This window comes from Serratia grimesii NBRC 13537, from assembly GCF_001590905.1.
Taxonomy (GTDB): Bacteria; Pseudomonadota; Gammaproteobacteria; order Enterobacterales; family Enterobacteriaceae; genus Serratia; species Serratia grimesii.
In genome coordinates this window covers 174,058-187,978 of record NZ_BCTT01000006.1, presented here as the reverse complement: position 1 = coordinate 187,978, position 13,921 = coordinate 174,058, and the positions used below count along the sequence as shown (strand labels likewise).

Genomic DNA, 13,921 nt, shown 5'->3' with positions numbered 1-13,921 from the left:
TTACCCCTTCACTAACCCTTTCTCTTTCAGGTAAGCCGCCGCAACCTGTTTGGCGTCCTGACCTTCTACCGCAATCTGTGCATTGAGTTTTTGCAGTGTCGGGCCATCCAGTGAAGCGAATACCGGTTTCAGTAATTCAGCGATGTTGGGATGCTGTTTTAGCGTGGCTTCGCGAATAATCGGTGCTGGCGCGTAAATTGGCTGCACACCTTTTGGATCTTCCAACGTTTGTAATCCCAGCGCTGCCACCGGGCCATCGGTCCCGTAGGCCATCGCCGCGTTCACACCGGAAGTCTGTTCCGCTGCGGCCTTGATGGTCACCGCCGTGTCACCTCCAGCCAACGATAGCAACTGATCCTGATTCAGCTTAAAGCCGTAGGCGCCCTGGAATGCCGGCAAAGCATCTGGACGTTCAATAAACTCCGCCGACGCCGCCAGTTTGAATTTGCCACCACCGTTGATCCACTTGCCCAGATCGGCCAGCGTTTTCAGATGATTGGCGTCCGCCACGTCCTGACGGATCGCAATGGTCCAGGTATTATTAGCCGGTGCGGCATCCAACCAGACAATTTTGTTCTTGTCATAATCCAGCTTTTTCACTTTCTCAAAACCGGCCTGAGCATTTTTCCATGCAGGGTCTCTTTCATCAGAAAAGAAAAATGCGCCGTTGCCGGTGTATTCCGGGTAAACGTCAATTTCGCCGGAGGTGATCGCCCCGCGCAGCACCTTGGTGGTGCCGAGCTGTAATTTATTGGTGGTTTTGATGCCATTGGATTCCAGCACCTGCACGATAATATTGCCGAGCAACGAGCCTTCGGTATCGATTTTGGAGCCAACGCGCACCGTATCAGCCGCCTGTGCCACACCGAGGCTTGCCGCGAGTAAACTCAGTGCCAACGCAAAGACACGACCACGTGAGGGGGTGATTGCCATATTTTTTCCTCTTGTTGTGTATTTTCCGGCTATTTGGCCAGATCGATTGGAAAATCCTGAGAAGCGCGCTTCCATCGCACAATAAATGTCTCTGCCGGCCAGGCTTCATTTTCGCCCGGTGTTTCCCCTGGCAACTCGCCGGCATTGAACGGATGAACCTCAACGGCAACCGGGGTAAACGCGTATTCGCTCACCCACTGGCCATAGCCTTGCACCACAAATCCCTGGCTGCGCTGCTGATATTCATCACGTTCCGCCAGATACACCTGCCGTAAACCGTACCACGGTAAGCCGGGGAGATCATGGTGAACTAAATGATAGTTCAGATTAAGAAACAGCAGCCGCCACGGCCAGGCCGCCTCATTAATAATAGAACGTGCCTGCGGAGCTTCAACGGCACGGTGCTCAAAAAACGATCTTACCTTGGTCAGCGCCAACGCCGGATAGCTGATGGCCAGCAGGTAAAACGCGGTGCCAATGCCGTGTTGTTGCAGCCAGCTCAATACCCCCGCCAACAACAGCAAATGCACCAGCCACATCACCAATGTGCGCATTTCACCGGCAGCGATCGTTTTTAACGCAGTGATTCCGGTTGCAGCAATGTCCAGTGCAGGGCCAAGCGCAATGCGCCCGAGCAACGTATTACGCACCTTGGCCAACAGAGGAATAAACCGTGGATAATGCTGCCATTGCGCTTGGCTAAAGTAATAGCTTTCAGGATCTTCATGCGGATCGGTGAGGTGTTCATTGCGGTGATGCTGAATATGCGAATCACGATAGAGACCGTAGGGATACCATACCGCCAGTGGCAACAAACCGAAGAGTTGATTGAACCGCGGCCAGCGCGTCGGATGGCCGTGAATAAGTTCATGCTGTAACGACATATACCAGGTCGTTAGCAAAATCAGTAACGGCGTGCCAAGCCATGGTCCCAATGTCTGCCAGTATTGCACTACGCCAAACCAACCACCGTAAACCACCGCCATAATGCCCCAGGTTGGCAGCTCCAACCGCCAAGACCAGCGCTGATTAAGCTGTTGGATCCAATCGCGCTGGGCGGGATGCAGATAGTGGCTATGACGTTTATCTGAAGACATGCATGGGCTCGCTGTATGAGGTTTTGCTCAGTATCAGCGAGCCGCCTGGACGCTCAAAATAACGAAAGCGGCAAAGCAAAGTGAAAAATCAGCGCATAATGCCGCATTCAATACAATTTCATGATCCCACAGGCATTGCTGAGAGAATCATGGCTCAACGAAAGCCGCTATCTGATAAGTTAATAAAAAATTGTGACATCAGGAGGTTACATGCGTCAGCGGATCATTGTCTGCCCAATTATTGAAAACAATGGTGAGTATTTACTGTGTAAAATGGCCAACGATCGTGGCGTATTCCCCGGTCAGTGGGCACTGTCCGGTGGCGGTATGGAGCCAGGAGAGACAATTGAGGATGCCCTCCGTCGAGAGATCAGAGAAGAACTGGGAGAAGCACTGCATATCACCCAGATTACCCCCTGGACTTTCAGGGATGACGTCCGTACCAAGACCTACTCTGATGGCACGACAGAGGAAATCTACATGCTGTATCTGATTTTCGACTGTGTGAGTGCCAACCGGCAGATTAGCTTTAATGAAGAGTTTCAGGAAATCGCCTGGGTCAGCCCGGAGAAGATACCTGAGCTCGACCTCAATGAAGCCACGCGTATCACGTTTGCACAGAAAGGCATTCTATAACCCGCCTTGGCAGCGCGTACTTTGCTTGCCGTATCAGGGCATGAAATCCAGTACCACGCGGTTGAAAAGTGCATACTCGGTCTCATTGGCCATTTTCGGCAATTTGGCGCGTTGCACAGCCTGACTTGCCGCCGCGCAAAGCGCTTCGTCGCCCCTCAATACCTTAAAATCTTTCAGTGAGCCATCCGGCAACAGATGGAGACTGATCGAACAGGTCTGGGATTTATATTTGCCGGGTAATTGCATTTCCTGTGTGACGGCAACACGCATTCTTTCCGGATAACTGCTGCGCGGCGAGGATGCCGATGAAGTTTCAACCGTCTGCGTTGCCAGCCCGGCACCCGCAGTGCGGGTGCCCTGATCTGCGCCACAGCCCGTCAGCAACACCGCCAATAGCCACATCCCTGTTTTCATCTGTCTGCATCCTTGTCCGATCACCCAAAGGTGAATAATCAGTTTTCCGGGTATATGCTCCCAGCATCGGCATACTGCTGTAACCGTTCACGCCACCATTTTACCGCCAGACCGGTTGCGCTCTCTCGCCAACCAAAATAGGCAACGTCGCTGCAGTGTTCAGATTCAACGCTTTTCGCCACCAACTCACCGCTTTTCAGGTAGGGCTCCGCCAGATAACGCGGTAGATAACCGCAGCCCAGGCCGCTAAGCTGCGCCCGCAATTTGGCATCGAAACCAAAGACCGTCAGCTGATCTTGCTCCTCAAGAATGTTCAAATTCTGCGGCGTATTCACGCGCGAGGTATCACGCACCACAACGGCTCTGTGCTGACGGATTTCAGCCTTCGGTAAAGGCTCCGGCAACAACGCTAACGGGTGCTGTGGCGCCACCGCAAAGACGTAGTCCAACCGTCCCCACTGACTAAAAGCATAGCCTACACGTGACGGGGGTTCACAAATCGCGCCAACAATAATATCTGCGCACCCATAAACCAACGACTCCCAGGACCCCGCCAGCACTTCCTGACTAAAGCGAAGGCGCGTATGGTGATGCTGCTGATAAAACTCCTCAATCAGCGGCAACAAGCGCTCAAATGGAAAAGAAGCATCGATACCGAGCGTAATTTCACTTTCCCAGCCATTTTCCACATAACGTGCCTGTTGCTCCAAATCTTGTGCCGCGCGCAACAACACCCGTCCCTTTTCCAGCATCAGTTTGCCGGTATCAGTAAACTTTGCCCGATGGCCAGAACGATCAAGCAGGGTGATATCAAGATCATTCTCCAGTTTCTGTACCATATAGCTCAATGCCGACGGCGTTTTGAACAGCACTGCGGCCGCTGCCGCAAAGGAACCATGCCGGTCAAGTGCATCCAAAATCAGTAACGCTTCCAGATTTAATCGCACCGCTTCCCTCCGTGTATAAAAAAACTCAACAAGACGGCAAAAATTCTGCGCTATCTTTGAAATCAGCCCCTGCCTACCATGCGGTTCATCGGCGTTGTATTCATCCTCTGTTAAACCGCAGTATCACTGGGAAGGTAAATCATGTCTAAATTTCAACTACTTGATAAAGACAATTCCGCTCTAATTTTCATTGACCATCAGCCACAAATGGCTTTTGGCGTGGCTAATATTGATCGTCAGCAACTGAAAAACAACGTGGTTGGTTTAGCCAAAGCCGGCAAGATTTTTAATGTTCCCACCCTTTTTACCTCTGTTGAAACCGAAAGTTTCAGTGGCTACATCTGGCCTGAGCTTTTAGCGGTACATCCTGAAATCACCCCGATCGAACGTACCTCCATGAACTCTTGGGAAGATGCAGCTTTCGTGAAAGCCGTAGAAGCCACCGGCCGTAAAAAGCTGGTTATTTCTGCGCTCTGGACCGAGGTATGCCTGACTTTCCCGGCGCTGATGGCACTCGAAGCCGGTTATGAGGTGTATGTCGTCACCGACACGTCCGGCGGGACATCCGTTGATGCGCATGAGCGTTCGATTGATCGCATGGTACAGGCCGGTGCTATCCCGGTAACCTGGCAGCAAGTGCTGTTGGAGTATCAACGTGACTGGGCGCGCAAAGAGACTTACGACGCTGTAATGGCACTGGTACGCGAACACAGCGGCGCCTACGGCATGGGCGTCGACTACGCTTACACCATGGTGCATCACGCTCCGGCGCGCGTGGCGAAATAAACCCTCATCCCGGCCGTGCGCCGGGATTTTCTGGAGTTGGTTGTTATGGCTCACCCGCAGCATGTCACGTTAGTCATCACTCATCGTCTGGCGCCAGGGCAAGAACAGGCCTACGAGGCATGGCTGAAACGCATTATGCCGGAGGCCGCCGCCTTCACCGGGCACCTCGGTGTCAATGTGATCCGCCCCACCGGTAGCGAACAGGCCTATACCGTCTTGGTCCGTTTTGACAACCTCGACAATTTATCGCTGTGGATTAACTCACCGCTGCGCAAACGCTATATCGAGGAAGTTTCGCCGCTGCTGTTGGAGAACGACCACATCGAAATTCGGCCAGGGGCAGAATTTTGGTTTACACCGCCGAGCGCTAACACACGCCAACCGGCCAAATGGAAGCAATTTTTCATCACTCTGCTGGTGATCTTCCCGTCCACCAATCTGGTGCCTTGGTTTTGGGGCAAGCTGCTGCCCCAGTTGAATGGCACGCTGACCGGCCACTTTCTCAATGACGCCACGGTAGTCGCCCTGGTTGTTTTCCTCTGGATGCCGATCGTAACTCGCGTATTTCATCAATGGCTCACCCGTCGTTAGGCGGCTTGCCCGGAGAACGTTATGAATAACAGTGCTTCCCTGATTATCACCAACGGTAAATTCCACACTGTCGACCGTGAGGCGCCTACCGCCCACGCGGTGGCTATCCGCGACGGTAAATTCCTCGCCGTCGGCAGTGAAAATGAGGTCATGCAGCATGCAGGGCCGGAGACACAAGTGATTGACCTGCATGGCCATACGGCGGTGCCCGGCCTCAACGACTCGCACCTGCACCTGATCCGCGGCGGCCTTAACTATAATCTGGAGCTGCGTTGGGAAGGCGTGCCTTCGCTGGCTGATGCACTGCGCATGCTGAAAGAACAAGCGCTGCGTACCCCAAGTCCACAGTGGGTACGCGTGGTCGGCGGTTGGACTGAGTTCCAGTTCGCTGAGCGCCGCATGCCAACACTGGACGAGATCAATCAGGCTGCGCCGGACACGCCGGTGTTTATCTTGCACCTGTATGACCGTGCCCTGCTCAACCGTGCCGCCTTGAAAGTGGTTGGCTACACCAAGGACACACCGAATCCGCCGGGCGGCGAGATTCAGCGCGACAGTAACGGCAACCCAACCGGCATGCTGATTGCCAAGCCCAATGCGATGATTCTGTACGCAACCTTGGCGAAAGGGCCGAAACTGCCGCTGGAACAACAGGTCAACTCAACCCGCCAGTTTATGCGCGAACTGAATCGGCTTGGCTTGACCAGCGCCATTGACGCCGGCGGTGGCTTCCAGAACTACCCTGATGACTATCAGGTGATCGCCGAACTGCATGAGAAGAAACAGTTAACCATCCGTATTGCTTATAACCTGTTCACCCAACGACCAAAGCAGGAGTTGGAAGACTTTGAGCTGTGGACCGACATGCTGAAACCGGGCCAGGGCACTGACTTTTACCGCCATAACGGTGCCGGCGAGATGCTGGTATTCTCCGCTGCCGACTTCGAGGACTTCTTGCAGCCACGCCCTGATCTGCCGGCTGGCACCGAGGATGAGCTGGAACGCGTAGTACGACACCTGGCTGAACACCGCTGGCCGTTCCGCCTGCATGCCACGTATGACGAATCCATTAGCCGCATGCTGGATGTGTTCGAAAAAGTGAACCGCGATATTCCATTCAACGGCCTGCACTGGTTCTTCGATCATGCGGAAACCATTTCTGATCGCAACATTGAGCGGGTAAAAGCGCTGGGTGGTGGTATCGCGGTGCAGCATCGTATGGCATTCCAGGGGGAGTATTTTGCCGAACGCTACGGCAAAGAGGCGACCAAACAAACGCCGCCAGTGGCGAAAATGCTGGCGGCCGAGCTGCCGGTTGGGCTGGGTACCGACGCCACCCGCGTAGCCAGCTATAACCCTTGGACCGCACTGTACTGGCTGGTATCTGGCCGCACTGTCGGCGGTATGGCGATGTACGACGATAATGCACGACTGGATCGTGAGACGGCACTCATGCTGTGGACCCAAGGTAGCGCCTGGTTCTCTACCGAACAGGGTAAAAAAGGCCAGATTAAGGTTGGGCAATTGGCGGACTTGGCCGTGCTGTCACAAGACTACTTCAGCGTGCCGGAAGAACTCATCAAAGGGATTGAGTCGGTAATGACCGTGGTAGACGGCAAAGTGGTTTATGCCGCCGGCAGCTTCTCACCGTTAGCACCGCCGGCACTACCCGTGTTACCGGACTGGTCACCGGTGACTCAGGTACCAGGGCATTATCGTTCTGCGCCACCGTCCGCGACAACCCGAGTTGGCGTGTTGAACCAGACGCATCAATGCTGTGGCCCATGCGGCGTGCACTCGCATCAGCATGACGTGGCTCGCCGTTCCAGCATTCCAATTTCAGACGAAAATGCCTTCTGGGGGGCGCTTGGTTGCTCGTGCTTTGCTTTTTAAGTCAGCAAGCTAGTAACTTAATAACTTATTAAGTTGCTAGCTAGTTAACAAAGTAACCTCATAAACTCTGACGCTCTTAACTTGAGAGCGTCAGAGCCCAGCAATCAGTCGCGGTTGATGTCCAGCCAGCGACGCTGTTCAGCGGAAGCGGCTATCGCATCTAACACGCAGGAGACTTTCCACCCTTCTTCAAAGTCTGGCCACATAGGATCGCCCGCGGCAATACCATTCACCAAATCGCGGATCTCGACCGTTTTTTGATCGTTAAAGCCGATGCCGTGTCCGGCGCTAATGCAGAAGGCGGCATAATCCGGGTGCTTAGGCCCCACCAGTAATGTTTTAAACCCCTGGCGCTCCGCAGGTTCATCGTGACGATATAGCTTCAATTCCGCCATTCGTTCCTGAGTGTAACTCAGCGTCCCTTTGGTACCGGTCACCACATAGGTTAGCCCCATCTTACGTCCGCAGGCTATGCGCGAGGTTTCGATCGTGCCCATCGCACCGCTGGCAAAACGCACCAATGCACTGGCCTGATCCTCGTTTTCCACTGGGTGCATTAGCGCAGGGGTTTTCGCATCAGGACGCTGCTTGATAATAGTCTGCATATCACCGGAAACCGCCACGATGTCGCCCACCAGATAATGCGCCATATTAACGATGTGCGCCGCCAAATCCCCCAGCGCACCCAACCCGGCAGTGGCCTTGCGGCAGTGCCAGTCGATCGGCGTACGTGGATCGGCCAGATAATCTTCGTTATGGGTGCCATAAAAATGCACCACGTCGCCGATTTCACCGCTGGCAATAATTTCTCGTGCCAATTGGCTGGTCGGGTTCTTCATGTAGTTAAAACCCACCAACGTTTTTACGCCTTTGGCACGAGCAGCTTGCACCATTTCGGCGGCATCAGCGGCATCCAGTGCCAATGGTTTTTCAGAATAGACGTGCTTGCCATGGCGGATCGCCTCCAGCGCCATCTCTTTGTGCAGGAAGTTAGGGGCGCAAATGTCCACCACATCAATCGACGGGTCCGCCACCAGCTGTCGCCAGTCGCCGGTCGAGCGTGAGAAACCAAATTCCGCAGCGCGCTGCTGTGCCAATTCTGGTGTGACCTCAGCCAGCATTTCCAGCACCAGTTCGCCTTTCAGTGGAAATACCGTCGCCGCCTGCGCATAAGCAATAGCGTGGCAGCGCCCAATATAGCCAGTGCCAATTAACCCAACGCGTACCTGTTTCATCACCCTCTCCCATGATCCATAGCCATAACATGACGGCGCACACAATGAAATACACCATCTGATACGTGTTTATATGGAATATAAATTTCAATAACAAGCGAGAGGTAAAATAAAAATGATAATCGTGATGTCGTTCATAAAACACTGTAGGCTTGAATGAAACAACGGAAAACCGGGCAAGCATAAGCTAACCCGGCTTATCAAAATGAACTTTTCATTCCATATTAGGGCAATCCGTTGGCACCGTGCAGCAAAAAACCAGGCCGCTGCTGTAAACGTTGAAAATAGTGGTTCAACGCGGGGTAGCTCGGCCGTGAAAACGGCGTCATCAACCAACGGTTCAAAGACAGCCCCAACACAATGTCCGCCAAGGTGAAAACGTCTCCGGCTGCATAAAGGCGACCGTGCGACAGGTGTTGCTCCAGCAGACCCATTAGCCGGTTCCACTCTCGCTCGGCAGCGGCAAGGTGACCGACATCCTGATACGCAGGATCTTGGCGCACCCGCGACATAAACACATAACGCCACGCATTGTTGAGATCCGTAGCCTGCCAATCCATCCACATTTCTACTGCCGCACGTGCGCCAGGTGCCGCTGGCAACAAATCCTGACGCCCTTCTCGCCCCACCAGGTAACGGCAAACCGTGTTGGATTCCCACAGCACCTGCTCACCGTCGATCAGCACGGGCACCAACCCATTAGGGTTCAGTGCAAGAAACTCGGGTTCCTGAGTTGAACGGAACCCACTTCCCCACTCTTCCCGGATTAAAGGTAACGCCAGTTCATGACAGGTCCATAGCACCTTACGAACGTTAATCGATGAGGCCTTGCCCAGCAGTTTCAGCACCTAACGCCGCCAAAAAGGCTTACAGCCTTCTCGCCATGCTGCGGCACGTGTCAGGCCGATATCCGCTAACTGTACGTCGTCCAACAGCAATAACGCCTGGCGTGTACGATAGCGTTGCAGATACAGACGCCAGCGGGAAAAAGGTGGTTGGGAGTGGGTTGGCATAGTGTCGACAGACAAGCTCGTCATCATATTCTCCTTCGTGTTTGCTCTGGAGTCATGATGCTGGGCGTGGAGAAAACAATACAGATTCAAGCCCGCGGTATTTTTTCCATACAAAAGCTGTCTCTGTCTGTCTGAATGGTCTAATTTAACTTCATCTGTACCGGTTTTTTCTCATCCACTCTCATTTTAGGCATCTGTATGACACGCTACGCCACACTGGCCGCGATCCTCAGCCAACGCATTGAACAGGGCCTTTATCCGACGGGAGATCGCTTGCCCTCGGTCCGCACACTGAGCCAGGAACACGGCGTCAGCATCAGTACAGTGCAACAGGCCTATCGCCTGTTGGAAGAGAGTCAACTGGTGGAGGCGCGGCCGAAGTCGGGTTATTTTGTACGCGGGCGTCGCACATTAGCCGAACTGCCCGCCGTCACTCGTCCGGTGCAGCGTCCCGTGGATATTTCGCAATGGGAACAGGTGCTGGAACTGATCCGTCATAAGCCACGTGAAGATCTCATACAACTCGGACGCGGCATGCCGGATATCAGTGAACCGACGCTGAAACCCTTGATAAAAGCCCTGGGGCACATGGGCCGTCACGGTGATCTGCGCAGCCTACTCTACGACAGTATTCAGGGTGTGCTGGGATTACGCGAACAAATTGCCCGTCTGCTGCTGGATTCCGGCTGTCAGATCAGCCCCGATCAGTTGGTAATAACCACCGGTTGCCACGAAGCTCTCTCCACCGGTTTACGCGCCGTGTGCCAGCCAGGGGAGATTGTGGCAGTTGATTCCCCCTGCTTCCATGGCACCATGCAAACGCTGAAAGGGTTGGGCATGAAGGCGCTGGAAATCCCCACCGATCCACTGACGGGCATCAGTCTGGAGGCGTTGGAACTAGCGTTGGAACAGTGGCCAGTCAAAGCCATTCTATTAACACCGAACTGCAATAACCCGTTGGGTTACATCATGCCGGAGGCACGTAAGCAGCGTTTACTGTCGCTGGCGCAGCGTTATGATGTGACGATTATTGAAGATGACGTGTACGGCGACCTCGCCTATCAGTACCCACGCCCTCCCAGCCTAAAGTCCTTTGATGAAGACGATCGGGTGCTGCTGTGCAGCTCGTTCTCAAAAACCCTGGCACCGGGTCTGCGCATCGGTTGGATTGCTCCCGGACGTTATCTGGAGCGCGTGCTGCACCTGAAATACATTGGCACCGGCTCCACCGCCACTCAGCCTCAGTTGGCGATTGCCGACTTTATCCGTCATGGACACTATTTGCAGCACATGCGGCGTATGCGCGTACGTTATCAGCAAAACCGCGACGTCATGACCGCTTGGATTATGACGTATTTCCCACCCGGAACCCGCGTCAGCCAGCCGCGCGGTGGCTTTATGTTGTGGATCGAATTGGATGAAGACTTTGATACCCTGCGTCTGAACCGTTATCTGGAGCAGCAGGGCGTGCAGATCGCCGTCGGCAGTATTTTTTCTGCCTCTGGCAAATATCGCAACTGTCTGCGTATCAATTACGCGCCCAAACTGACGGCAGAGATTGAACACGCCGTACAACGGGTAGGTGCCACCATCCAAAAACTGATGTTGGCAACTTCTCCAGTGCTTGAAAGCACATTGGCGCGATCGGATTAAACTATGTCGCCATCGGATTATCGTCGCGTTATTTAACCTTCTAAAGTGAAACCTCACCCCACAAGCAGGTAAGGAAGGTTGTTATGTCTCAGTCTCAGGTATGGCTCATTACCGGCAGTTCACGCGGTCTGGGTCAGCAACTGGCCCAAGCGGTACTGGCCGCAGGACATCGTCTGATCGCCACTGCACGCCAGCCGCAGCAACTGCAACCACTGGTGGATCGCTACGGCGAACAGGTGGTTACTGTCGCTCTGGACGTGACCGATGCAGCAGCGGCAAAACGTGCAGTACACATCGCCGTGGAACGTTTCGGGCGGCTCGATGTGCTGGTCAACAATGCAGGTTATGGCAATATTGCCCCCGTTGAGGAAGCTGACGACGCCGATTTTCGCGCTCAGGTCGACACCAATTTCTACGGTGTATTCAACGTTACCCGTGCTGCCCTACCGGTACTGCGCCAGCAAGGTAGCGGTCATATCATTCAGATTTCCACCATCGGTGCACGCCTCGGTATGCCGGGACTCAGCGCCTACCATACCGCCAAGTGGGCTGTTGAAGGCTTTTCCGAATCCCTGGCCAAAGAGATTGCGCCATTTGGTGTAAAGGTAACGATGGTGGAACCCGGTGGTTTTCGCACCGATTGGGCTGGTTCGTCGATGAGCATCGCGCCAATCGGTACCGCTTACCAACCGCTCTTTACCCCAATGCTGGAGTACCTGCAGCAACATAATGGTCATCAACCCGGCGATCCAGCCAAGGCCGCGCAAGTCATTTTGCAACTGGCGTCGATGAAGGAACCGCCGCTGCGCCTGCTACTGGGCAGTGACGCGGTCTATTTGGCCCAACAGGTAGTCACGGCACGAATGGAGGAGGACGCCGCCTTCCGTTCACTCAGCCTGAGTACCGATCGGGACGATATCCTGCCGAACCACGACGCCCTTACGGCTCTGGTGGCGGGTAAAGCATAAGGAGTAATAATGAGCAGCGATCAGATCCCCCTTTCCAGCGTGCTATCCGCCCGTCTGGCGGTTCTTGGCGTCAATATTGAAAGGGTCTGCCAGCTGGCTCGCCTGCCAGTGGGGCTGCTCAACGAGCGGCGTGACAAGGTTAAACTGTCCACCCGACAGTTCTTTGACATTTGGCGCGCCCTCGCTCAGTTGGCTGATGACGACACATTCGGCCTGCGCCTTGGCGGTGACGTGGCCCCGGAGCATTATGATATTGCTTCGGCCGCCGCACTGCACTCCGCCACACTGGGAGAAGCATTACAAAAGATCGCCCGTTACAAGCGGCTGCTGTGCCCGGAAGAACTGACGTTGACGGAGGATGGCGACAGTGTACGCATGCACACCCGTTGGATCATGGCCGAAGGCCATGCGCCGGAGCTGTTAATTGACGCCATCTTTGCCTCAATCATCACCCTATGCCGCCGTGGTACCGGCCTGCTGATACGCCCGCGCTCCATTGAGCTGACACGGCGACACAACCCAGCTTCACCGCTGCCGCATTACTTCGGCTGCCCAATCCACTTCGACGCCCCGCTGGATGTATTGGTGTTCGATCGTGCACTGATGCAGCAGCCGTTCATCACGTATAACCAGGACATGCTGGCGACATTGCTACCTGGTCTAGAGGCAGAATTGAGCCAGTCACTGCAAGCGCACGATTTGCCGACCCAAGTGATGGCGATACTCGGCCGCAGCATGCGTGGCCAGCGCCCCAGCGTCAACAGTGTCGCGGCGGAGCTGTATGTCAGCCCGCGCACGCTGCAACGCCGCTTACAGCAGCAGGGTTACAGCTACCAACAGCTGCTGGACAAAACCCGCCATCGTACTGCCTGCCAACTGCTGGCGGAGACCGATCTGGAACCCGGGGAAATCGCCTTTGTGCTGGGGTTTGAAGAATTAAATTCATTCAGCCGTGCCTTTATGCAGTGGGAAGAACAAACACCCAACCGCTGGCGCACCCAACGGGTTGCCGGCGCCAAAGAGAACAGACAATGAGAGTGATAATATTCGGCGCCAGTGGCATGGTCGGCCAGGGCGCGTTACGTGAATGTCTGCGCGATCCGCAGGTGAGTGAGGTACTCAGTATCGGCCGCAGCGCATTGGCACAACAGCATGCAAAATTAAGACAACTAACGCTGCCTGAACTGAGCGATTTATCCGCCATCGAGGCGCAGCTTGTGGGGTATGACGCCTGCTTTTTCTGCCTTGGCGTCTCCTCAACCGGCATGAGCGAAGCGCGCTATCGCACCTTGACCTACGATCTGACACTGGCTACAGCGCGTCCGTTAGCGCAGTTGAACCCGACGATGACCTTTATCTATGTCTCAGGTGTGGGTACCGACAGCAGTGAACAAGGGCGCAGTATGTGGGCCAGGGTCAAAGGCGCAACCGAGAATGCCTTATTGGCATTGCCATTTCACGCGGTGATGTTTCGCCCTGGCGCTATCGTACCGCTGCACGGCATCCGCTCAAGAACCCGTGCTTATGATCTGTTATATCGGGTATTTAAACCATTGTGGTTTGTCGCCCTTCGGTTGTTCCCCAATCAGGTCACTACCACTGAACGCGTCGGGCTGGCCATGCTGGCAGTGGCACGTGGTGAAAAGACGTTACGCGTCGTTGAACCCGCAGAGATTAACCGTCTGGCCCTGCCATCGGAGTGATGATTCTGTTATGTTAAAGCCGCGCGCGTAGGCCACCAGTGCCACGCTTTCG

Annotated in this window: 15 protein-coding genes; 8 read left to right on the top strand and 7 right to left on the bottom strand. The window is 54.6% G+C overall.

The features are described from left to right. On the bottom strand, positions 1-933 hold the full coding sequence (gene osmF / locus SGR01S_RS07550) for a glycine betaine ABC transporter substrate-binding protein OsmF (protein WP_061807010.1): 933 nt from the start codon (positions 931-933) through the stop codon (positions 1-3). Positions 934-962: 29 nt separating this feature from the next. Beyond that, complete coding sequence (locus SGR01S_RS07545; protein ID WP_061807009.1) at positions 963-2,030, bottom strand: fatty acid desaturase; 1,068 nt, start codon at positions 2,028-2,030, stop codon at positions 963-965. Between the two features lie 210 nt (positions 2,031-2,240). On the opposite strand from SGR01S_RS07545, the gene nudI reads away from it, so the two are divergent. After that, positions 2,241-2,666, top strand: coding sequence for a nucleoside triphosphatase NudI (gene nudI, locus SGR01S_RS07540; RefSeq protein WP_037422640.1), 426 nt, complete (start codon positions 2,241-2,243; stop codon positions 2,664-2,666). 33 nt (positions 2,667-2,699) lie between these two features. On the opposite strand, the gene SGR01S_RS07535 is transcribed toward nudI, so the two are convergent. Further along, complete coding sequence (locus SGR01S_RS07535) at positions 2,700-3,080, bottom strand: cell envelope integrity TolA C-terminal domain-containing protein (protein WP_061807008.1); 381 nt, start codon at positions 3,078-3,080, stop codon at positions 2,700-2,702. Positions 3,081-3,118: 38 nt separating this feature from the next. Next, positions 3,119-4,027, bottom strand: coding sequence for a LysR family transcriptional regulator (locus SGR01S_RS07530; protein WP_037422646.1), 909 nt, complete (start codon positions 4,025-4,027; stop codon positions 3,119-3,121). 141 nt (positions 4,028-4,168) lie between these two features. Between SGR01S_RS07530 and SGR01S_RS07525 the strand changes: the two genes are divergently transcribed. Genes SGR01S_RS07525 through SGR01S_RS07515 form a run of 3 tightly spaced genes read left to right on the top strand, consistent with a single transcriptional unit; the run spans position 4,169 to position 7,297 of the window. Beyond that, positions 4,169-4,813 (top strand): hydrolase, encoded by a 645-nt coding sequence (locus SGR01S_RS07525; RefSeq protein WP_037422649.1) that lies wholly within the window; start codon positions 4,169-4,171, stop codon positions 4,811-4,813. Positions 4,814-4,858: 45 nt separating this feature from the next. Beyond that, positions 4,859-5,404 (top strand): antibiotic biosynthesis monooxygenase, encoded by a 546-nt coding sequence (locus SGR01S_RS07520; RefSeq protein WP_061807007.1) that lies wholly within the window; start codon positions 4,859-4,861, stop codon positions 5,402-5,404. A gap of 21 nt (positions 5,405-5,425) precedes the next feature. Then, positions 5,426-7,297, top strand: coding sequence for an amidohydrolase (locus SGR01S_RS07515; protein ID WP_061807006.1), 1,872 nt, complete (start codon positions 5,426-5,428; stop codon positions 7,295-7,297). Between the two features lie 104 nt (positions 7,298-7,401). Here SGR01S_RS07515 and SGR01S_RS07510 read toward each other — a convergent pair whose 3' ends face one another. From SGR01S_RS07510 to SGR01S_RS07500, 3 genes are all read right to left on the bottom strand, one after another. Then, positions 7,402-8,532, bottom strand: coding sequence for a Gfo/Idh/MocA family protein (locus SGR01S_RS07510; protein ID WP_061807005.1), 1,131 nt, complete (start codon positions 8,530-8,532; stop codon positions 7,402-7,404). Positions 8,533-8,756: 224 nt separating this feature from the next. After that, positions 8,757-9,380 carry a glutathione S-transferase family protein gene (locus SGR01S_RS07505; protein WP_061807004.1) on the bottom strand — a complete coding sequence of 208 codons (624 nt, stop codon included), beginning with the start codon at positions 9,378-9,380 and terminating at the stop codon, positions 8,757-8,759. Then, entirely contained in the window at positions 9,381-9,545 is a 165-nt protein-coding gene (locus SGR01S_RS07500; RefSeq protein ID WP_227021849.1) for a DUF1127 domain-containing protein, read from the bottom strand. It abuts the gene before it with no gap. Between the two features lie 198 nt (positions 9,546-9,743). Between SGR01S_RS07500 and SGR01S_RS07495 the strand changes: the two genes are divergently transcribed. The 4 genes from SGR01S_RS07495 (at position 9,744) to SGR01S_RS07480 (ending at position 13,869) form a co-directional block, all read left to right on the top strand. Further along, positions 9,744-11,198 carry an aminotransferase-like domain-containing protein gene (locus SGR01S_RS07495; protein WP_037422664.1) on the top strand — a complete coding sequence of 485 codons (1,455 nt, stop codon included), beginning with the start codon at positions 9,744-9,746 and terminating at the stop codon, positions 11,196-11,198. 83 nt (positions 11,199-11,281) lie between these two features. After that, positions 11,282-12,166 (top strand): oxidoreductase, encoded by an 885-nt coding sequence (locus SGR01S_RS07490; protein WP_061807002.1) that lies wholly within the window; start codon positions 11,282-11,284, stop codon positions 12,164-12,166. 9 nt (positions 12,167-12,175) lie between these two features. Beyond that, positions 12,176-13,201, top strand: a complete 1,026-nt coding sequence (locus SGR01S_RS07485) for an AraC family transcriptional regulator (protein WP_061807001.1) — start codon at positions 12,176-12,178, stop codon at positions 13,199-13,201. Beyond that, the gene (locus SGR01S_RS07480; protein WP_061807000.1) at positions 13,198-13,869 is read left to right on the top strand and encodes a Rossmann-fold NAD(P)-binding domain-containing protein; all 672 of its coding nucleotides are present in this window, start codon (positions 13,198-13,200) and stop codon (positions 13,867-13,869) included. Before SGR01S_RS07485 ends, SGR01S_RS07480 begins: the two co-directional genes overlap by 4 nt. Positions 13,870-13,921 lie beyond the last annotated feature (52 nt).